General features: G+C 60.5%; 17 protein-coding genes and 1 pseudogene. 8 read left to right on the top strand and 10 right to left on the bottom strand.

Features of this window, described 5'->3' with window-relative positions:
- Positions 1-69 precede the first annotated feature (69 nt).
- From BUA42_RS20820 to BUA42_RS04215, 10 genes and pseudogenes are all read right to left on the bottom strand, one after another.
- Positions 70-1,451 (bottom strand): annotated as a pseudogene (locus BUA42_RS20820) (transposase).
- Positions 1,452-1,926: 475 nt separating this feature from the next.
- Positions 1,927-2,628 carry an ABC transporter ATP-binding protein gene (locus BUA42_RS04255; protein ID WP_072776418.1) on the bottom strand — a complete coding sequence of 234 codons (702 nt, stop codon included), beginning with the start codon at positions 2,626-2,628 and terminating at the stop codon, positions 1,927-1,929.
- A complete protein-coding gene (locus BUA42_RS04250) occupies positions 2,625-3,362 on the bottom strand; it encodes an ABC transporter ATP-binding protein (protein ID WP_072776417.1) in 738 nt (245 codons plus the stop codon). Before BUA42_RS04250 ends, BUA42_RS04255 begins: the two co-directional genes overlap by 4 nt.
- 3 nt (positions 3,363-3,365) lie before the next feature.
- On the bottom strand, positions 3,366-4,307 hold the full coding sequence (locus tag BUA42_RS04245; protein ID WP_072776416.1) for a branched-chain amino acid ABC transporter permease: 942 nt from the start codon (positions 4,305-4,307) through the stop codon (positions 3,366-3,368).
- Complete coding sequence (locus BUA42_RS04240) at positions 4,307-5,233, bottom strand: branched-chain amino acid ABC transporter permease (protein WP_072776415.1); 927 nt, start codon at positions 5,231-5,233, stop codon at positions 4,307-4,309. The genes BUA42_RS04245 and BUA42_RS04240 overlap by 1 nt, the downstream gene beginning before the upstream one ends.
- Before the next feature lie 48 nt (positions 5,234-5,281).
- Positions 5,282-6,451 carry an ABC transporter substrate-binding protein gene (locus BUA42_RS04235; RefSeq protein ID WP_072776414.1) on the bottom strand — a complete coding sequence of 390 codons (1,170 nt, stop codon included), beginning with the start codon at positions 6,449-6,451 and terminating at the stop codon, positions 5,282-5,284.
- An 84-nt stretch (positions 6,452-6,535) separates the two neighbouring features.
- Entirely contained in the window at positions 6,536-7,774 is a 1,239-nt protein-coding gene (locus BUA42_RS04230; RefSeq protein ID WP_072776413.1) for a flavin-dependent oxidoreductase, read from the bottom strand.
- Positions 7,775-7,777: 3 nt separating this feature from the next.
- The gene (locus tag BUA42_RS04225; RefSeq protein ID WP_072776412.1) at positions 7,778-8,236 is read right to left on the bottom strand and encodes a cupin domain-containing protein; all 459 of its coding nucleotides are present in this window, start codon (positions 8,234-8,236) and stop codon (positions 7,778-7,780) included.
- Positions 8,237-8,350: 114 nt separating this feature from the next.
- The gene (locus tag BUA42_RS04220) at positions 8,351-9,169 is read right to left on the bottom strand and encodes an alpha/beta hydrolase (protein ID WP_072776411.1); all 819 of its coding nucleotides are present in this window, start codon (positions 9,167-9,169) and stop codon (positions 8,351-8,353) included.
- Between the two features lie 5 nt (positions 9,170-9,174).
- A complete protein-coding gene (locus tag BUA42_RS04215; RefSeq protein ID WP_072776410.1) occupies positions 9,175-11,118 on the bottom strand; it encodes a 3-hydroxyacyl-CoA dehydrogenase NAD-binding domain-containing protein in 1,944 nt (647 codons plus the stop codon).
- Between the two features lie 237 nt (positions 11,119-11,355).
- On the opposite strand from BUA42_RS04215, the gene BUA42_RS04210 reads away from it, so the two are divergent.
- Genes BUA42_RS04210 through BUA42_RS04175 form a run of 8 tightly spaced genes read left to right on the top strand, consistent with a single transcriptional unit; the run spans position 11,356 to position 19,266 of the window.
- On the top strand, positions 11,356-13,650 hold the full coding sequence (locus BUA42_RS04210; RefSeq protein WP_072776409.1) for a bifunctional salicylyl-CoA 5-hydroxylase/oxidoreductase: 2,295 nt from the start codon (positions 11,356-11,358) through the stop codon (positions 13,648-13,650).
- On the top strand, positions 13,647-14,366 hold the full coding sequence (locus tag BUA42_RS04205) for an SDR family NAD(P)-dependent oxidoreductase (protein WP_072776408.1): 720 nt from the start codon (positions 13,647-13,649) through the stop codon (positions 14,364-14,366). The genes BUA42_RS04210 and BUA42_RS04205 overlap by 4 nt, the downstream gene beginning before the upstream one ends.
- Entirely contained in the window at positions 14,363-14,830 is a 468-nt protein-coding gene (locus BUA42_RS04200) for a MarR family winged helix-turn-helix transcriptional regulator (protein WP_072776407.1), read from the top strand. The genes BUA42_RS04205 and BUA42_RS04200 overlap by 4 nt, the downstream gene beginning before the upstream one ends.
- The gene (locus BUA42_RS04195) at positions 14,827-15,630 is read left to right on the top strand and encodes an enoyl-CoA hydratase family protein (protein WP_072776406.1); all 804 of its coding nucleotides are present in this window, start codon (positions 14,827-14,829) and stop codon (positions 15,628-15,630) included. The genes BUA42_RS04200 and BUA42_RS04195 overlap by 4 nt, the downstream gene beginning before the upstream one ends.
- Positions 15,630-16,769 carry an acyl-CoA dehydrogenase family protein gene (locus BUA42_RS04190; protein WP_072776405.1) on the top strand — a complete coding sequence of 380 codons (1,140 nt, stop codon included), beginning with the start codon at positions 15,630-15,632 and terminating at the stop codon, positions 16,767-16,769. The genes BUA42_RS04195 and BUA42_RS04190 overlap by 1 nt, the downstream gene beginning before the upstream one ends.
- A gap of 15 nt (positions 16,770-16,784) precedes the next feature.
- A complete protein-coding gene (locus BUA42_RS04185; protein WP_072776404.1) occupies positions 16,785-17,237 on the top strand; it encodes a cupin domain-containing protein in 453 nt (150 codons plus the stop codon).
- 11 nt (positions 17,238-17,248) lie between these two features.
- Entirely contained in the window at positions 17,249-18,874 is a 1,626-nt protein-coding gene (locus tag BUA42_RS04180; RefSeq protein WP_072776403.1) for an AMP-binding protein, read from the top strand.
- Positions 18,871-19,266 (top strand): RidA family protein, encoded by a 396-nt coding sequence (locus BUA42_RS04175; protein ID WP_072776402.1) that lies wholly within the window; start codon positions 18,871-18,873, stop codon positions 19,264-19,266. The genes BUA42_RS04180 and BUA42_RS04175 overlap by 4 nt, the downstream gene beginning before the upstream one ends.
- Positions 19,267-19,308 lie beyond the last annotated feature (42 nt).

Raw genomic sequence — 19,308 nt, 5'->3', positions numbered from 1 at the left:
ATTGATTTTGGCGCTTCTATTTAAGCTATGGCTTTGAATTCGCTTGGATTTGGAAGTCTCAGCCGCCTTTCATCCCGTGGCGGGGACCATTGGCTTGAGCTTCGCCAGTTTGCGGAGGTTGTGGGCGGTTGCCGCGAGAATGAATTCGTCTTGAACGCTGCATGGGCCGCGTAATCGGAGCCGTCCGAGGCAAAGGATATGTTTGAAGTGGGCAAAGAGCATCTCGACCTTCTTGCCGCGCGCCTGAGCCTTCGAATTGAACTCGGAAGCCGTGCATTGGCGGACGAAGTTTCGGACGACCTCATATTTCTCAAGGTGGATAGCGCGAGCCTATGTGTTCGGACAGCATTTGGCTTTCAGCGCACATCCCGTGCAATCTGACTTCCGCGCGCGATACTTGCGGGAACGCCAACTCGGGGCATTCCGCTTTGGATCGGAATAGGTGCGCCAGGTGTGCCGCATCTCTTTGCCGCCCGGGAAGATATACCGGTCGTTCTCATCATCCCATGTGAAGTCGGAGCGCGAGAAGGTTCCGTCGGTCTGTTCACCCTTGTCGAAGACCGGGATGAGGGGGAGGATTTAGCGCTTCAGTGCCAGCCAGACCAGAGTGTCGGAAGACCCGTAGGCCGTATCTGCTGCAATCCACTCCGGCTTCAGGCCGAAGCAGTCTTCGGTCCGGTCGAGCATCTTGCGCATGGCGTACGCCTCAGCGGTCTTGTTTGACCGGCTGGCATCCACATCCATGATGATACCTTGGTCCGTATCGATGAGGTAATTCTCGGGATAGGCAAAAAAAAGCAGGGCCTTTCCGGGCTGCCGTCCATTGGCTTGCGGGATCGGCGTGGGCGGTGAACTTGGGCCTGGCTGTGGTCGCCGCTCCGAAGGCTTCGTCATCCAAAGCGTTGAGATGCTCGCGCACGGCGCGTCAGCGGGATCGATCTCGTGGGCGGATCAATCCTCGGGATTGCTCGAGTTTTGCGTCTGAACAACGGCACTGATCAAACTGGCGTCGACCGCGAAGCCCTGGCCACCGACCAAACCCTCTTCCATGCAGCGGGCAACGGTCATCTCGAACACATGGCACAAGCGGTCACTCTCGCGGAATCGACCGTGCCTGTTGTTTGAGAATGTCGAATGGTCCAAGATGCGGTCCGTGAGATCGAAGCGGCAAAACCAGCGATAAGCGAGGTTCAGATGCACTTCTTCGCAAAGCCGTCGCTCAGATCGGATGCCAAAGCGATATCCATAAAAAGCATTCTTATCAGAGGTTCAGGATCGACCAAGGAACGGCCAGTATAACTGTAGAAATCCACCAGATGCGGGCGAAATTTGCTGAGTTCGACGTACCGATCAATCGACCGTCCCAAGTGATCATGCGAGACGTGGTCTTCTGGCGAGAACTCGTGAAACAACACCGCCTGCGCTCCTGCCTCCGATCCATCATCACTCAATCTCAGGACCTTCGGAAGAATTGAATCCACCACTAATGCTTCGATCAACCGTAAGTTTTTCAACAAGATCAGCCCGTTCTACCAAATACAGCGCTCTCGATGTGAGTCAGCAATGCGCAGAATGCTGGGTCTGCAAAGAAGTGCGAGCGGCCCGATCCTCCCATTGAACGGTCTGGATCGATGCCGTGGCGCGGCGCTCGAAGGAGGCATTCGTTGCGACTCCACAATGGCGGTGAGGTCGGAAGACGATACCAGGGAACGATCCAGCGTTCATGCTTCTTCCGCTCGAAATCGAGTACAAGCGTGCTACCGACGTTTGCCAACTCCCGCGTTCCGCGACACGCGGCCTCTCGGTGGTCTTGTCCTGACGCCGAATCGGCGCATGGGCTAAACCAAGGGTCTCATCCATGTGCCGCTTTCTGAAACCGTTCGTCCTTAAAGAAAAGTGGCCGCGATACCCTCGTCCGCAACCTCGCTACAGGTGCAGATACTGTTCCACTTTAGTGCGCTCCGCGCCAAAGGCGGCGGCGTCGCCGGACCAGACGATCTTGCCTTTTTCGATGACGTAATACTGATCGGAAATCCGTGCCAGCTCGTCGAGGTTCTTGTCCACGAGCAGGATCGACAGGCCCGTCTGTTTCAGCCGGTCCAGCATGGACCAGATTTCTTCGCGGATGAGCGGGGCAAGTCCCTCGGTCGCCTCATCCAGCACCAGCAGGTCAGGATTGGTCATCAGCGCGCGTCCGATGGCCAGCATTTGTTGTTCGCCGCCAGAAAGCTGAAACCCGTAGTGGCCCTTGCGCTCAGCCAGCCGCGGGAAAGCCTCGAAGATACGCTCTTCGGTCCAGCCATCCGCGCGCGGGCGGGCCGTGGCGCGCAGGTTTTCAACCACGCTGAGCGACGGGAACACTTGCCGCCCTTCGGGCACAAGCCCAAGCCCGGCTTGTGCGACCTTGAACGGCGGTGCGCCAGTCATGTCTTTCCCGGAGATATGGATTGACCCCTCTCGGGGCGTGAGCAAACCCATCAGGCAACGGATGGTGGTGGACTTGCCCATCCCGTTGCGCCCCATCAAGGTGGTCACCGCGCCTTGTCTCACCTGCATGTCGATGCCAAACAAGACCTCTGCCCGGCCATATCCGGCATGCAGGTTTTCGATCCGCGCGATGTGACTCATGCCCCGTCCCCAAGATACGCCGCGCGGGCCTGCGGGTTTTCGCGGACCTCGGATGGCGTGCCACGGGCGACGATTTCACCTTCCACAAGGACGGACACTTCGTCGGCCAACTGGAACACCGCGTCCATGTCATGCTCCACCAGAAGCATCGGAAAGTCGCTTCTGAGGTCGTTCAGAAGGTCAATCAACGCCGCGCTTTCGGTCTTTCCAAGGCCCGCCATCGGCTCATCCAACAGAAGGAACTTCGGTGATCCGGCGAGCGCAATGGCGATTTCCAGCAGACGGAGCTCACCATGGGACAAGTCCGCCGCAGGTCGGTCGATGCGGTCTCCCAAACCAACACGGCTCAGAGTGGCCTGTGCTTTTTCATTCAGGGCAGCCTCGTCAGCCGCTCGGGCAAAGAACTTCAGGCTGGAGCCTGTTTTCGCCTGCACGGCCGTTGCGACATTTTCCAGTACCGAAAAGGACGGCAGGACCGAAGTGATCTGGAACGTGCGGCCCAGCCCGGCCTGCACCCGTTCCCACACCGACAGGTGCGAGACGTCCTGCCCGCCCAGCAGCACACGCCCCGAGTCTTGTCGCAACACGCCCGAGATCTGGTGAATGAGCGTCGTCTTGCCCGCCCCGTTCGGGCCGATCACCGCATGGCATTGCCCCGTCGCGACGGACAGCGAGATGTCCTTGCTGACCTGCAGCGCGCCAAAGCTCTTGTAGAGATGCTCGATCGCCAGCATCGCCTATGACGCCTCGCGCGATTTGGGGTGAAGTAGATCGTTCAGACCGCCCTTGGCGTAGAGCACCAGGACCACCAGAAGCGGGCCGTAGATCAGACGCCATTCATGGAAAATGGAACTGAGGAATTCTTCCATGATGACGATGAAGAAAGCCCCGAGAATGGCCCCGTTGCGCGACCCCAGCCCGCCCAGCACAACTGCCACAATCAGATCGCCCGAGCGCTGCCAGGCGGCGATGGAAGGGCTGACAAACTCGGCATATTGGACGAGGAGCAAGCCCGAGACCCCAGCGATACAGGCGGCGATGACATAAGCGATCAACTGGTATCGTGCGATTGGATAGCCCATGACCTCAGCCCGTTGCGGGTTGTCCCGTGCAGCTCGCAAGACCCGGCCAAAGCGCGACTGGCTGATCCGCCAGACGCCGAGCCAGGTGAGGAACAAGGCTGCGAACACGAAGAAGTAGAGACCTTCGCCTTCCTGCACGATGTCGCTGCCGAAAAACGTCGCGAGTGACCAGAGTGTCAGCCCATCGTCGCCGCCATACGCCGCGAGCGAGGTCAGCGTGAAATAGATCATCTGTCCGAATGCGAGCGTGATCATCAGGAAATATACGCCGCTCGTGCGGAGGGCGAGCGTGCCCGTGACAAGCGCAAGACCACCCGTCACAGCGAGCGTGATCGCGAGAAGTACCAAGATTTCCTCGATCCCGCTTTCCAATCCGATGGCCGTGGCATAGGCGCCCACCCCGATGAAGGCCGCATGCCCGAGGCTGACCATTCCGCCATGTCCGATGATGAGATCAAGCGAGATCGCGGCAATCGCCAAGAGCATTGCCTTGATCAGCAACCCGGTCAGGTACTCCGCCCCGACAATGGGCAACAGAACCGGCATCGCCAGCAACAGCGCAAAGATCACGCCGCCGATGAGTGCTCCGCGGTCCATCATGTGGCCCCCTTGGCGGGCAACAGGCCTTTCGGCCGGAACACGAGGATCGCTGCCATCAGAATGTAGATCAGCATCGAGGCCAGTGCCGGTCCGATCTGGTTCGCCATCGAGGCATTGAAGACAAGGCCAAGGGCTTCGGTCACGAGGCTCCGGCCTAGCGTGTCGATCAGCCCAACGAGGATCGCCGCCACGAACGCCCCGCCGATAGAGCCGACACCGCCGATGATGATCACCACAAAGGCGATGATCAGGATGTTGTCACCCATGCCGGGTTCAATCGCAAAGATCGGCGCAGCGATGACACCCGCAAATCCCGCAAGCATCGCGCCCACTCCAAACACGATCTGGAACAGTTGTTTGACGTTCACACCCAGAGCCGACACCATCTCGGGCGTGGTGGACCCGGCGCGGATCAGCATCCCGGTCCGCGTGTAGCTGATCGTCAGAAACAGCCCGACGGCCACAACCAGTCCGACGCCAATGGTGACAAGCCGATAGACGGGATAGCGCAATTGTTCGGTCAATTGGATCGACCCGGACAACAGCTCTGGCGTATCAATGGACAGCGTCGCCGGACCAAACAGCACCTTGGCCAATTCGTTCAGGAAAATGATGATCCCGAAGGTCGCCAGCACCTGATCGAGGTGCGAGCGGGAATAGAGATGTCGAAAGACGACGTATTCCAGCAAGAGCCCGATCAGAAGCGCCGTGATCAACGACAGCACAAGGGCGAGCCAGAAACTGCCGGTGAGCCCGGTGAAGGCAAAGATCAGGTAGGCACCAACCATGTATTGCACACCATGCGCGAGGTTGATGAAGCCCATCACCCCGAACACGAGCGTCAGCCCCGCTGCGATCAAAAACAGCAAAAGACCGTATTGCAGCCCGTTCAGGCACAAGATCAGAAATAGTGTGAGAGACATGGTCAGGCCTTGATGAGCCCCGGCGGGATGGCCGGGACTCTGTCAGAGTTACATGCCGCACTCGCTGGCAAAGCTATCGGCATAATCTTCAACGACCGTGCGCACGAAGGAGGTGTGGAACTTACCGTCATCCCGCTTCACCACGGTCAGGGCATGGAAATCCTGCACCGGGTAGTGATTGTTGTTGAACGAAAAGTCGCCGCGGACGGACGTGAAGTCAGCCGCTTTCAACGCAGCGCGCACAGCGTCCTTGTCCTCCAGCGATCCACCCGTCGCCGCCACAGCGCTGTCGATCAGGTTGGCGGTGTCATAGGCCTGCATGGCATAACCACCAGGAATATAGCCGTATTTTTCCTCAAACGCGGACACGAAGGCATTGTTCGCCTCGTTGTCCATGTCGGGCGCCCAGTTGCCTGCAGCAAGGAAGCCGACAGCGGCATCCTTTTGACCCGGCAGAGTGGTCTCGTCCGTTGTGAAGACTGACATGAACTTCATGCTGTCCTTCAGACCCGCACCGTCAAACTGTCCGACAAGGCGCACGCCCATGCCGCCCGGCATGAAGGTGAAGACCGCATCCGCGCCCGATGTCGACATCCGCGCGAGCTCTGCGGAGAAGTCCTGATGGCCTAGCGGTGTAAACACTTCGTCGGTGACGGTGCCTTCGAAGGTCTTGTTGAACCCTTCCACGTTATCGCGCCCCGCCTGATAGTTCGGCGCCATGACGAAGACGTTCTCGAACCCTTCCTCATTGGCGACCATGCCGCTGACTTCGGCGTTCTGGTTGTTCTGATAGGAGGTCACGAAGAAGTACGGATTGCAGTTATTGCCCGCAAAGGTCGACGGCCCGGCGTTGGGGCTGATCAGGAAAGTTTCGCTTTCCACGATCGGCTTGAAGATCGCTTGCAGCATGTTCGAGAAGACTGTGCCGACGACGAAGTCGACCTCTTCGCGTTCGATGAGCGAGGTGGCTTTCAGAAGCGCCACATCGGGCTTCAACTCGTCGTCTTCCACGATCAGATCGACCGCCTGTCCGCCCAACATGCCGCCCTTTTCATCCAGGGCCAGTTGAAAGCCATCTACGATCTGCTGACCAAGTGCCGCGGGTGGGCCCGACAGCGTGACGACCATGCCGATCTTCAGGTTTTCAGCGAGCGCAGTCGTGCCCATCAGCATGGACAGCACGGCGGCGCCGGTCGCGATTTTCAGTGTTGGTTTCATGTCATATCTCCCAGTCGTAATTTTGTTTTTGGTTGAACCTGTTACCGTGGTTTGCGCCCGGTTCTTCCAGCGCGTCTTGATCTGTCATCGTCGCCGTTGCGTCGCAAAGCCGGCCAGTTTCGCATAGCCCCGAACGATGGCCTCGCGGTCGCCATGGCTTAGCACGTCATTCACGTCGTCAAATCCTTCGGGGGCCAGTCTTTCGACCTCGTCGATCACGCGTTCCGGGCCACCGATGCGGTTCTGGCGCACGATGTCTGCCGTTTTGGGGCGGCGGTCGCGTTCGTAGCGATAGAGCGCCTCTCTCGGATGGGATGCACGTGCGAAATTATCCGCAAAGGATCGCGCGTCCAGTATGGCCTGCGCCGCGCCATTCGAACCGACGGGATACATGGGGTGTGCCGCATCGCCGAGAAGCGTGACGCGCCCGAAGGTCCAGCGCGGCAGCGGGTCGCGGTCTGCCATCGGATATTCAAAGATTGCATCCGTCGCTCGCACCAGCGCTTCGATGTCCATGCCCGGAATGGTGAAGCGCTTTGCATAAGGCAAAACGGTCGCAAGGGAGGCCCGCTTGGACCAGCTTTCGCGCGGTGGCGGCGACACTTTCGGGTCCTTGATCCGGACGTTGACGACCCAGTTCATCAACTGTTTGCCGTCGTTCACAGGTGAAATCGGGTAGAGGACGAATTTGCCTGCCAAACCGCCTGCAATCGCCATCGTCTCTCCGTCTTCCCAGACGGGCCATTCGGTTGCGCCGCGCCACATGACGACGCCGGGCCAGCTTGGCGCGCCTTCACCGGGATAAAACGCGCGCCGCCCGGCGCTGTGAATGCCGTCCGCACAGACCAGCACTTCGGAGCGCAGTTGCAGCGAACCGATCCCGTCCTTCGTATCGACAAAGTGGGCGGTCACGCCTTTTTCGTCCTGCACGAACCCACGCAGCGCGTGTCCGGTGATCACCGCCGCGGGGCCGAGCCGTTCGACAACCGCGTCGAACAACAGCTTCTGAAGCCTGCCGCGGTGGATGGAAAACTGAGGGTGGTCGTGACCTGCGTGAAGGCCGCGCAATTCCCGCCAAACCTCTTTTCCGGCGCGATTGAGATAGCGCAGTTCGCGCGTCCGCAAGCCAACCTGATCCAGCCGGTCCAGAAGATCGAGATTTGCCAGCTCCGCAATCGAATGGGGCAGCGTGTTGATCCCAACACCCACCTCGCGCACCTGCGCCGCCTGTTCGACAACGACGGCCTCAATGCCACGCTGGTGCAGCATCAAGGCGGTGGTCAGACCACCGATACCTGCACCTGCTATGACAACCCGCTTCATCGCTTATTTCGACTTGCCGGGGGGCAGGAAATCAACGGAATGGGCCGCGGAGATCGCCACCACCTCTGCAGGGTCGGGCTCTGGCCCGAGGTTGTGAAGCGCCCAGAACAATTCGTAGAGTGGTCCGGTCGGCGTGACCCAGAATAGCGTTTTGATCGCCTGGTCGGACTTGTTGAAGATCCCGTGCGGGATGCCCTTGGGCAGCTTGATCAGATCGCCCGGCTCGCCAAATGCTTCGACGCCATTGAGCAGAAAGTCGAACCGACCTTCGAGAATATAGAGGTATTCGTCCTGATCCGGGTGAATATGGGGCGGTACAAAAGTTCCTGGTGGCAGGGTCGCGTGCCACGAAAAACAGTCATCTGTCTTCGCCTTCGGGACATAGGTTTGCCCGAGGATGTTCCATTCAATCGCATCCATGCCGGTATGCGACTGGACGATCCCGGGTGACATCTCCGTCATTCTTTCCCCTTCCCTGTTGTCGTTTTTGTTCAGTTTATCTCTTAAATTTCAGGCGTAAAGCTATTCAAACAGGTGTCGCTTCGCTGCGGAACGACTGACATGCATTCACTCCGTCTAACCATTCAGCCCGACGAAGGCGCGGGTTAACGGGCTGTTGGCGTCTTTCAAACTCTCCAGCACCGTGAAGTGATTATGATCGCCTTCAATCACTTCGCGGATCGGCACATCGAGCCCGTCCCAAATCATCGCAAGCAGCTTTGTCTGGCGGATGAATTCAGGCCGTTCGCCACCCCCGACCCAAGCGGTAACGTTGGCGCGTTCATGCGGGCGCAGCAGGGCCGCGCTTTCGGCGCAGGCCTCTTCCTCGTCGAGCTTCAGAAGATCGTTCATCGCGGTCCACATCAGCGGGCGCAAATCGTGCAGGCCGGACAGAGACAGAACGTGCTCAACCCGGTCCAGCACTGGCGTCAGCAAAGGACTGTCAACGCACACCATGCGCGACACGAGGTGCCCACCCGCCGAATGCCCAGCCAGTCGGATCGGACCATCGACCTTGTCCGCCGCCAGGGCAATCGCGCTGGCCACTTGGCGTGTCATCTGTGAAATGCGGGCCTCCGGGGCGAGCGTGTATTGTGGCAAGGCCACCGCCCACCCGTTGGCACGCGCACCTTCTGCCAGATCGGTCCAGTGAGACTTGTCCATGCGGATCCAGAAGCCCCCGTGAACGAACACGGCGAGGCCCTTTGGCGCACCATCCGGCCACACGATGTCCATCAGCTCGCGTTCGGCAGGCCCGTAGCGGATATCTTCGTCCACCCGGACACCGCTTGCGCGATAGGCTGCGGCGCGATCGGCCCAGAAGGTGGGCAGTTTCTCCGACCCCTCAACATGCGCCATGTTGGCGAAGGCATCGTCCCAGTCGCGCTTCGGCATATCGCTCACATCTCCCCGGCCATGAACATCGGCCCGCCCCGCCATCGCGGGAACCCGTAACCATTGACCATCACCACATCGATGTCACTGCTTTTCGCGGCAATCCCCTCCGAAAGGATCGCGCGTCCCTCGGTCTGCATAACCGTCAGAATGCGGGCCATGATGGCGTCGTCGGAAAGCGGCTTTCGCACGATGCCCTTGCGTGCCGATTCCGCTTCGATGAGGGCCGTGACCTCCGGATCAACCTCGGCTGTTTTGCCCGAATACCGATACCAACCCTTGCCGGTCTTTCGCCCGAGACGACCCTGTTCGCACAACCGGTCCGCAATCTCGATGTATCGCTCATTCGGGTCGCGGGTCGCAGCCCGCCGTTTGCGCATGGCCCACGCGATGTCGAGCCCGGCGAGATCCTGCATCTCGAACACGCCTATCGGAAATCCAAAGTCGCGCATCGCCTTGTCCACGTCCGCGGGCAAGGCCCCGTCTTCGATCATGTAATCCGCCTCTCGTCGGTAGGCCGACATGATCCGGTTGCCGATGAAGCCGTCGCAGACGCCCGACAAAACGGTGATCTTGCCCAAACGCTTGCCCAAGGCAGCACCGGTCGCCACCGCGTCAGGGGACGCCCTGTCAGGGACGACCAGCTCCAGCAACTTCATGATGTGCGCGGGAGAGAAGAAATGCAGTCCGATCACGCGGGATGGATCGGACACCGCAGACGCGATCTGGCCGACATCCAGATAGGACGTGTTCGTGGCGAGGACCGCATCAGGGCGCGTGGCGCTGTCGAGTGCCTTGAAAACGGTTGTCTTGACCTGGATGTCCTCGAACACAGCTTCGATCACAAGGTCTGCGTCAGAAAGCGCGGCATAGTCTACCGATCCGGCAAAGACAGCCTGTATTTCAGCATGGCGCTTGGGGCTGATCTTGCCGCGTTTAAGGCTGCCGTCGAGAATATCACCAACGCGGCCTTGCCCCGCCGCGAGGGCATCTGCGTCGCGTTCGACCATCGTGACGGACAGGCCCGATAATAGCGCCGCGGCAGCGATGCCTGCGCCCATGGTACCGCCACCGACGACGCCGATGTGCGCCAGGGGCCGCGCCGTGCCTGCCGCGCGCGGGTCGTCCTTCAGCGTCTGCCGTTCAGCAAAGAACATCCGCCGCAGGGCCTTGCTTTGCGGGTCTGCCTTCAGCTCCAAAAAGTCTTGCCGTTCGGCTGCAAGTGCTGCGTCGGCCGGGAGCTCAAGTGCGCGTTCGATCGCCGCGACGGCCGCGACAGGAGAATTCTGACCCCGCGCCCTGGCGCGCAGTGTGGCCGCTTCTGCCGCAAACGCATTTGGATCTTTCGGCGGCCGGGCAGGACGCGAAAGCGTGCGTCGTGGTGCCGTCGTGCGGCGGGCGAGCTCTTTCGCTGCGTCCAGAAGGTCGCCCTCGGCAATCCGGTCGATCAAGCCCGCCTTTAGCGCGCGTTCTGCCGAAATTGGCTTTCCGGTTGCGACCATGTCCAAGGCCAGGTCTGCCTCAACAAGGCGCGGCAAGCGCACGGTGCCTCCTGCACCCGGGATCAGACCAAGCGAGACTTCCGGCAGGCCCAGTTTCGTCGCCGGGGCGCCGATGCGTGCGTGACACCCCATGGCAAGTTCCAACCCGCCGCCAAGAACCGAGCCATGCAGCGCCGCGATCCATGGCTTGTCCGCATCCTCGATCGCGGCGATGACGTCGGGCAAGTGTGGCGGGACCGGGGGTTTGTCAAATTCCGTGACGTCCCCACCAGCAACGAAGGTCCTTCCGGCACAGCGCAACACGACGGCACGCACATCCGGGTCGGACGAGGTTTGTCGAACAGCATCACTCAGCACCTGCCTGACAGCCTGCGACGTCGCATTTACTGGTGGATTGTCGATGGTGACAATCGCAAGGTCACCTTGGCGCGCGATGTCGACTGTCATGGAAAGGCCCGCAATCCTGGTTGCGCTCGCCTATATGCCGGAGGACGCAGCAGGGTCGTGCCCTTGGTGTGGGCTGGTTCAGGGATGCGCGTGGCGTCCAAAATGCAGGACCTCCCTCGGATTCGTCAGGCTCAGCAAAAGTTATATATTCAAAACTTTCAAGCACGAAATTTTATGCTTGAAATATGACCATGCCTGAAGAATGCTTAAACTGACCGAAATGAAAGGTTGCTGAAAATGCGCGTTGCGTGTCTCGGTGGTGGGCCTGCAGGTCTCTACTTTGCGATCTCGATGAAACTGCGCGATCCGTCGCATGACATCACGGTGTTCGAGCGCAACAAACCGGATGACACGTTCGGCTGGGGCGTCGTTCTGTCAGACGAAACGCTGGACAACCTTGCCGCCAACGACCCGAAAAGTGCGGAGGCCATACGGGCGCATTTCGCTTATTGGGATGACGTCGCTCTGCACTACAAGGGTGAAGTCATTACCTCTTCCGGGCACGGGTTCTGCGGCATCGGCCGCAAGAAGCTGTTGATTCTGCTTCAGGATCGCGCCCGAGAGTTAGGCGTCGATCTGCGCTTTGAAACCGAGGTTGAAAGCGCCGAGACATATGCCAAGGACTACGACGTCGTGGTCGCCTGTGACGGTCTCAATTCGAAAACGCGCCTGCTGTATCAAGACACGTTCAAACCCGAGATTGACCTGCGGCACTGCCAGTTTGTCTGGCTTGGAACGCATCAGCGGTTCGATGATGCCTTCACGTTCATCTTCGAAGAAACGGACAAGGGTTGGGTCTGGGCGCACGCCTATCAGTTCGACGACGACACGGCGACCTTCATCGTGGAGTGTTCGCAAGAGACGTTTGACGCCTACGGATTCGGCAACATCAGCCAGCAGGAGAGCATCGCGATCTGCGAGGACATCTTCAAGGATCACCTTGGCGGTCATTCCCTGATGACCAATGCCAACCACATCCGCGGGTCGGCCTGGCTGCGCTTCCCGCGCGTGCTGTGCGAGAAATGGAGCCATGAGAATGTCGTGCTCTTGGGTGACGCGGCAGCGACGGCGCATTTCTCCATCGGCTCAGGCACGAAGCTGGCTTTGGAGTCCGCGATCGCGCTGGCGGATTTGCTGCATGGCGAGGACGACATGCAGGTGGCGTTTGACCGGTACGAAAAAGACCGCAGGCTCGAAGTGCTGCGCCTGCAATCCGCGGCGCGCAACTCGATGGAGTGGTTCGAGACGGTGGAGCGGTATTTCGTGCTCGACCCGGTGCAGCTCAACTATTCGATGCTGACCCGGTCGCAGCGGATCAGCCATGAGAACCTGCGCGCGCGCGACCCGAAGTGGCTGGAAAGCGCGGAACGATGGTTCATGGATCAGGCGGGGGTGTCACCCAACGCGCCTGTCCGAGCGCCGATGTTTGCCCCCTTCAAACTGCGCGATATGGAGTTGAAATCCCGCATCGTGGTGTCACCCATGGCCCAGTACAAGGCTGTAGATGGCTGCCCGACCGACTGGCATCTGATCCATTATGGAGAGCGGGCAAAAGGCGGCGCGGGCCTCGTCTATACGGAAATGACCTGTGTGAGCGCCGAAGGCCGGATCACGCCGGGCTGTCCCGGTCTCTATGCACCCGAACATGAAGCGGCGTGGTCGCGTCTTACCGATTTCGTGCATACGCACACAGACGCAAAGATCTGCTGTCAGATCGGACATTCCGGGCGCAAGGGGTCTACCCAGCTGGGGTGGGACACGATGGACGCCCCTTTGCCAGAGGGCAATTGGGACGTTGTCAGCGCCTCGCCAATTCCGTGGTCAAAAGAGAACGCCACCCCGCGCGAGATTACCCGTGCCGAGATGGATCAGGTTCGCGATGAGTTCGTGGCCGCAACCCAGATGGCCGAGCGTGCAGGTTTTGACATGATCGAATTGCATGCCGCGCACGGCTATCTGGTGTCCTCCTTCCTGTCGCCTGTCTCGAACGTGCGGACCGATGAATACGGCGGGTCACTCGAAAACCGGATGCGGTGGCCGTTGGAGGTGTTCGAAGCGATGCGCGCCGTTTGGCCGGCGCACAAGCCGATGTCGGTGCGCATTTCCGCGACCGATTGGGTGGGTGAAGACGGCGTAACGCCAGAGGATGCCGTGCTGATTGCTCAGGCGTTTGCCAACGCCGGTGCCGATTTGATCGACGTCTCAGCCGGGCAAACGACGCCAGACGCACAACCCGTCTATGGCCGCATGTTCCAGACGCCGTTCAGTGACCGCATCCGCAACGAAGCGGGGATTAGGACGATGGCAGTCGGCAACATCTACGAGGCCGACCACGCCAATTCGATCCTGATGGCAGGCCGCGCCGATCTGGTTGCGGTTGGCCGCCCCCACCTGGCCGATCCATACTGGACGCTGCGCGAAGGGTCGAAGATCGGCGACCGTGCTGCGACCGACTGGCCCCTGCCATACCTCGCGGGCCGCGATCAGGCATGGCGTCTCGCGGACCGGGAAGCAGAGATGTTGCGCGCATGAGACGGGTTCTGGTCACAGGTGGCGGGACAGGGATCGGCAAGGCGATTGCCCACGCGTTCGCCGATGCCGGTGATGCCGTGACAATCACCGGGCGCAGGCAGGACGTGTTGGAAGCGGCTGCCGAGGGCCGCGCAATCACGCCGAAAGTCGCCGATGTGACGGACGAAGCGCAGGTCGCAGCTCTGTTCGACGCGCCCTATGACGTAGTCATCGCGAATGCAGGCGGCGGGGCTCAGGCCAAGATACGCGACCTGTCGCTTGAGGACTGGACCGCAACGCTGACCGTGAACATGACCGGCACCTTCCTGGTCTTCCGTGAGGCGTTGAAGGGAATGACCGCAGGGGGTCGATTGATCGCCATCGCGTCAACCGCTGCTCTCAAGGGCAACCCGTCAGTTCCGGCATACGTTGCGGCCAAGCACGGCGTATTGGGACTGGTGCGGGCGGTGTCGCTGGATGTGGCGAAGGCGGGCATCACCTGCAACGCCATCTGTCCGGGATTCACCGATACCGATCTGGCGGACACCGCGATCACCGGCTTGATGAGCCGGTTCGATGTCGATCGCGACAAGGCCACCAAGATGGTCACATCAGCCAACCCACAGGGCCGGTTGATTGATCCATCCGAGGTTGCTGCCACAGCTCTTTTCCTCGCGTCCGAGGGTGCGGCCTCGATCAACGGTCACGCTCTGTCAGTCTCGGGAGGCGAGGTATGACGCTGCAAACGAAACCGGCAACCGAACCGATCTCGAAGAGCCGCCTGCGCCTTTGGCTCAAGCTTCTCAAGCTGACGTCTGGGATCGAAGCCACACTCCGCCGACGCCTTCGGGACAATCACGACACCACACTGCCGCGCTTCGACGTGCTGTCCGCCCTGTCGCGGTATCCAGATGGGCTCAAGATGAGCGACCTGTCGACATATCTGAAGGTCTCGAACGGAAACGTGACGGGCATCGTGGACCGCCTGACAGAAGAGGGTTTGGCCCTGCGCGTCGCTAGTCCCGGCGACCGTCGTGCGCAGGTGGCGCGGCTGACCCCCAACGGCAAGGCGGCGTTCGATGCGCTTGCCCGGCATCACGAAGCCTGGGTCGATGACTTGCTGACAGGTCTTTCCGCCGACGAGGCCAAGACGCTGACTCGACTAGTTGAAAAGGCCCTCGCCGCACAGGAGCAGCCATGACCCTCCCCGCCCCAAAGCACTTTCGCTGCGAGATACGCGACGGTATCGCGCGGATCTCTCACGACCGGCCAGAGCGCAAGAACCCGTTCACCTTCGACAGCTACGCTGAAATGCGCGACTGGTTTCGGGCGCTCGTCTATGCGGACGACGTCCATGCCGTGGTGATCCTGCCCAATGGCGGGAACTTTTCGTCAGGCGGGGATGTGCACGATATCATTGGTCCGCTGACCAAGATGTCGATGAAAGAGCTTTTGGCGTTCACCCGCATGACCGGCGATCTGGTCAAGGCGATGATCCATTGCGGCAAGCCGATCATCGCGGCGGTCGATGGCGTCTGCGCGGGCGCGGGCGCGATTATGGCGATGGCCTCTGATATTCGCATCGCGGGACCCGAGGCAAAGGTGGCGTTCCTGTTTAACCGCGTGGGGCTGGCCGGATGCGATATGGGGGCGTGCGCGATGCTCCCCCGGATCATTGGCCAAGGCCGGGCGGCAGAGCTGCTTTATACCGGGCGCACCTTGCGCACCGAAGAAGGCGAGCGTTGGGGGTTCTTTAACTCCGTCAGCACAGCCGAGGCGCTGGAGGCGGACGCCATTGCGCTGGCCGCGCGCATTTCCGACGGTCCGACATTCGCGAATTCCATGACCAAGACCATGCTGGCGCAGGAATGGAACATGAGCCTTGATCAGGCGATTGAGGCCGAGGCGCAGGCGCAGGCGATCTGTATGCAGGGCAATGACTTCCGTCGCGCCTATGACGCCTTCGTCGCCAAGGAAAAACCCGTGTTCGAGGGCGACTGATGGCGGATACGACCTTCCTCCACTGGCCATTTTTCGACGCGGCGCATCGCGACTGGGCGGCGCATGTCGAAGAGGTCGCGGAGGCGCTGAACGTCGATCACAGCGACACGGATGCCGCCTGTCGTCAGTTGGTAACGCAGCTCGGGGAGACTGGTGTGTTGGCTCCCACTTCCAGCGATGATGGCAGCTTTGACGTGCGCAAGCTCTGCCTCGCGCGAGAGGTCCTCGCCCGCCATGACGGTTTGGCCGACTTCGCCTTTGCCATGCAGGGTCTGGGCACCGGAGCAATCACGCTTTTCGGCACGCCTGACCAGAAGGCGACATGGCTGCCAAAGACCCGCGCGGGCACGGCCATTTCCGCCTTTGCCCTGACCGAACCCGGCTCGGGATCGGACGTTGCCGCCAACACGATGACCGCCACACGCGATGGAGACGCGTTTGTCCTGAATGGCGAGAAGACGTGGATTTCCAACGGCGGCATTGCCGATGTCTACACGCTCTTTGCCCGCACGGGCGAGGCACCCGGCGCAAAGGGCATGTCGGCCTTCATCGTCACCCCCGACCTGCCGGGTTTCGAGGTCGTCGAGCGCTTGGAGACAATCGCGCCTCATCCCCTTGCAACCTTGCGGTTCAGCGATTGCCGCATCCGGGCAAGCGCGTTGATCGGCACGCCTGGACAGGGCTTCAAGATCGCCATGTCTGTTTTGGATGTGTTCCGCGCAACGGTCGCGGCGGCGGCCTTGGGCTTTGCCCGCCGCGCCTTGGACGAAGCACTGAAACGTGTGACCACCCGGCACGTTCAGGGTGCACCGCTTTTCGATCTGCAAATGGTGCAAGGGCACATCGCCGACATGGCGCTCGACATCGACGCGTCGGCCCTGCTGATCTACCGCGCTGCATGGACCCGCGACAGCGGCGCGCCACGGATCACGCGTGAAGCGGCCATGGCCAAGCTGTTTGCCACCGATCAGGCGCAACGGGTCATCGACAAGGCTGTGCAGCTTTTCGGTGGCGAGGGTGTGCGGTCCGGTACAACGGTCGAAACGCTCTACCGTGAAATCCGGGCGTTGCGTATCTACGAGGGTGCCAGCGACGTGCAGAAAGTCATCATCGCGCGCCAAGCGATGCAATCCAACTGAAAGGGAGTTGTGACCATGGCACATGATCTGAGCGGCGGCATCACCGCCAACGGGGCAAGCGAAACAGGGACTGAACTGAACATCCTCGGCCAGAAGTATCTGGTGAAAGCCTATTGCGACAGCACCTTTGCGTTCGAGACAAACTCCGAACCGGGACAGCATGTGCCTGTTCACATCCATCCTACGCAGGACGAATTCATTCTGGTGCAGGAAGGTGAGTTGGACCTCAAGCTCGATGGTAAATGGACCAAGGCCTATGCGGGCGATCTGGTCCGGATGCCGCGCGGCGTGCCGCATGGGTATTTCAACAAGTCCGACAAGCCATGTCGCGCGCTGTTCTGGGTGTCGCCCGCCGGGAAACTGAAGGACCTGTTCGACGAGCTGCACAACATGACGGATGTCGAAAAGGTTGTTCAGGTCTCCGCCGAACACGACGTTGAGTTTCTGCCGCCCGAGGCGAACGAGTAGGAGACGTTCCCATGCCCACACTCAGCGCCTCGGCCCACATTGATACGTTCGCGCGGGACAACCTGCCACCGCAAGATCAGTGGCCCGAGTTCAAACTCGACGGGTTTGATTACCCCGAGGTGCTGAATGCGGGTTTCGAGTTGACAGATGCGATGGTCGATAAGGGCTTTGGCGACCACACGGCGCTGATCGGCAACGGGCGCAGGCGGACCTACAAAGAGCTTGCCGACTGGACCAACCGGCTGGCCCATGTGCTGGTCGAAGACCTGGGCGTGCAGCCGGGAAACCGGGTTTTGATCCGGTCCGCCAACAATCCGGCGATGGTGGCCTGCTGGTTGGCGGCGACCAAGGTTGGTGCCGTCGTCGTAAACACCATGCCCATGCTGCGTGCGGCCGAGTTGGAAAAATACGTCGCCAAGGCCGAGATCGGTTTCGCCCTGTGCGACAGCCGCCTGATGGAAGAGATGGAGGCGTGCGCGGCCAAATGCGAGGGCCTGCGCTTGGTGGCCTTTGATGGCACCTCGAACCACGACGCCGAACTCGACAGGCTGGCTTTGGAAAAGCCGGTGAAATTCGACTGGGTCAAAACGGGTCGCGATGATGTGGCGCTTCTGGGCTTCACGTCCGGCTCCACCGGAGAGCCCAAGGCCACGATGCACTTCCACCGTGATCTTTTGATTATCGCGGACGGCTACGCCAAAGAGGTGCTTTGCGTCATGCCGGAAGACGTCTTTGTCGGCTCTCCCCCGCTGGCCTTCACCTTCGGGCTTGGCGGTCTTGCGATATTTCCATTGCGGTTCGGCGCAACGGCCACGCTTTTGGAACAAGCAACGCCGCCCAACATGATCGAGATCATCCAGAAGTATAAGGCGACCGTGTCCTTCACCGCGCCGACCGCCTATCGCGTCATGTTGAACGCGATGGACGACGGGGCGGATCTGTCCAGCCTGCGCGCCGCTGTGTCCGCAGGTGAGACCTTGCCGAAACCAATCTATGACGCGTGGATCGAGAAGACGGGCAAACCCATGCTCGACGGGATCGGCGCGACGGAGATGCTGCACATCTTCATCACCAACCGCTTCGAGGATCACAGGCCCGCCTGCACGGGCAAGCCGGTCACAGGATATGAGGCGAAAATCATTGATGACCAAGGCAACGACGTGCCGGATGGCGAAATCGGCCGACTTGCGGTGCGCGGCCCGACGGGTTGCCGCTATCTGAACGATGATCGGCAAATGGACTATGTGCTGGACGGATGGAACATCACGGGGGATTCATTTTCGCGGGATGCAGATGGATACTACCATTTCGCGGCCCGCAACGACGACATGATTGTCTCGTCGGGTTACAATATCGCCGGTCCCGAGGTTGAGGCCGCGCTGCTTGCCCACGAAGCTGTCAGCGAATGCGGCGTCATCGGCGCACCAGACGAGGCGCGAGGTCACATCGTCGAGGCGCATGTCGTCCTGGCAGACGGGGTCACGCCATCGGAAGATCTGACCAAGGATTTGCAGGACCACGTCAAGTCCATGATCGCCCCCTACAAATATCCGCGGCGCATCGTGTATGCGGAGGCCTTGCCCAAGACCCAGACCGGCAAGATCCAGCGGTTCAAACTTAAGGCGAGCCAGACATGACCCATAAAGTCATCCATCCCACGGGCTGGCTGCCCGCGAAGGGCTACGCCAACGGCATGCTCGCCAAGGACGGGACCCTGCATATCGGCGGGCAGATCGGCTGGGACGCCAACAAGAATTTCACCAGCGACACTTTCATCGGACAGATGCGACAAGCCTTGTCCAACATCCGTGACATTGTTGAAGCCGCGGGCGGCACGGTGGAGGACGTGACCCGTTTGACCTGGTTCGTCACCGACAAGGCAGAGTATCTTGCGGCGCAATCCGAAGTTGGCAAAGCCTACCGCGACGTCTTCGGCAAACACTTTCCGGCCATGTCGATGGTGGTTGTGGCGGCGCTCATAGAGGATGAGGCGAAGGTCGAAATCGAGGCCACAGCACATATTCTGTGATATTTTGAGAGGGCTGGACCCGCGATTACCAGCGTACTGCGA

This window comes from Marivita hallyeonensis (assembly GCF_900129875.1).
Lineage (GTDB): Bacteria > Pseudomonadota > Alphaproteobacteria > Rhodobacterales > Rhodobacteraceae > Marivita > Marivita hallyeonensis.
The sequence above is the reverse complement of the archived record's forward strand: the minus strand, read 5'-3'. Positions and strand labels throughout refer to the sequence as shown.

What these genes read in the sequence shown, in the direction of transcription:
- BUA42_RS04180 (WP_072776403.1), top strand. Translation starts at nt 17,249, where the DNA reads ATGCCCACACTCAGCGCCTCGGCCCACATTGATACGTTCGCGCGGGAC.
- BUA42_RS04250 (WP_072776417.1), bottom strand. Translation starts at nt 3,362, where the DNA reads ATGCTGGCGATCGAGCATCTCTACAAGAGCTTTGGCGCGCTGCAGGTC.
- BUA42_RS04255 (WP_072776418.1), bottom strand. Translation starts at nt 2,628, where the DNA reads ATGAGTCACATCGCGCGGATCGAAAACCTGCATGCCGGATATGGCCGG.
- BUA42_RS04240 (WP_072776415.1), bottom strand. Translation starts at nt 5,233, where the DNA reads ATGTCTCTCACACTATTTCTGATCTTGTGCCTGAACGGGCTGCAATAC.
- BUA42_RS04225 (WP_072776412.1), bottom strand. Translation starts at nt 8,236, where the DNA reads ATGACGGAGATGTCACCCGGGATCGTCCAGTCGCATACCGGCATGGAT.
- BUA42_RS04245 (WP_072776416.1), bottom strand. Translation starts at nt 4,307, where the DNA reads ATGGACCGCGGAGCACTCATCGGCGGCGTGATCTTTGCGCTGTTGCTG.
- BUA42_RS04200 (WP_072776407.1), top strand. Translation starts at nt 14,363, where the DNA reads ATGACGCTGCAAACGAAACCGGCAACCGAACCGATCTCGAAGAGCCGC.
- BUA42_RS04190 (WP_072776405.1), top strand. Translation starts at nt 15,630, where the DNA reads ATGGCGGATACGACCTTCCTCCACTGGCCATTTTTCGACGCGGCGCAT.
- BUA42_RS04235 (WP_072776414.1), bottom strand. Translation starts at nt 6,451, where the DNA reads ATGAAACCAACACTGAAAATCGCGACCGGCGCCGCCGTGCTGTCCATG.
- BUA42_RS04215 (WP_072776410.1), bottom strand. Translation starts at nt 11,118, where the DNA reads ATGACAGTCGACATCGCGCGCCAAGGTGACCTTGCGATTGTCACCATC.
- BUA42_RS04175 (WP_072776402.1), top strand. Translation starts at nt 18,871, where the DNA reads ATGACCCATAAAGTCATCCATCCCACGGGCTGGCTGCCCGCGAAGGGC.
- BUA42_RS04230 (WP_072776413.1), bottom strand. Translation starts at nt 7,774, where the DNA reads ATGAAGCGGGTTGTCATAGCAGGTGCAGGTATCGGTGGTCTGACCACC.
- BUA42_RS04205 (WP_072776408.1), top strand. Translation starts at nt 13,647, where the DNA reads ATGAGACGGGTTCTGGTCACAGGTGGCGGGACAGGGATCGGCAAGGCG.
- BUA42_RS04195 (WP_072776406.1), top strand. Translation starts at nt 14,827, where the DNA reads ATGACCCTCCCCGCCCCAAAGCACTTTCGCTGCGAGATACGCGACGGT.
- BUA42_RS04185 (WP_072776404.1), top strand. Translation starts at nt 16,785, where the DNA reads ATGGCACATGATCTGAGCGGCGGCATCACCGCCAACGGGGCAAGCGAA.
- BUA42_RS04220 (WP_072776411.1), bottom strand. Translation starts at nt 9,169, where the DNA reads ATGCCGAAGCGCGACTGGGACGATGCCTTCGCCAACATGGCGCATGTT.
- BUA42_RS04210 (WP_072776409.1), top strand. Translation starts at nt 11,356, where the DNA reads ATGCGCGTTGCGTGTCTCGGTGGTGGGCCTGCAGGTCTCTACTTTGCG.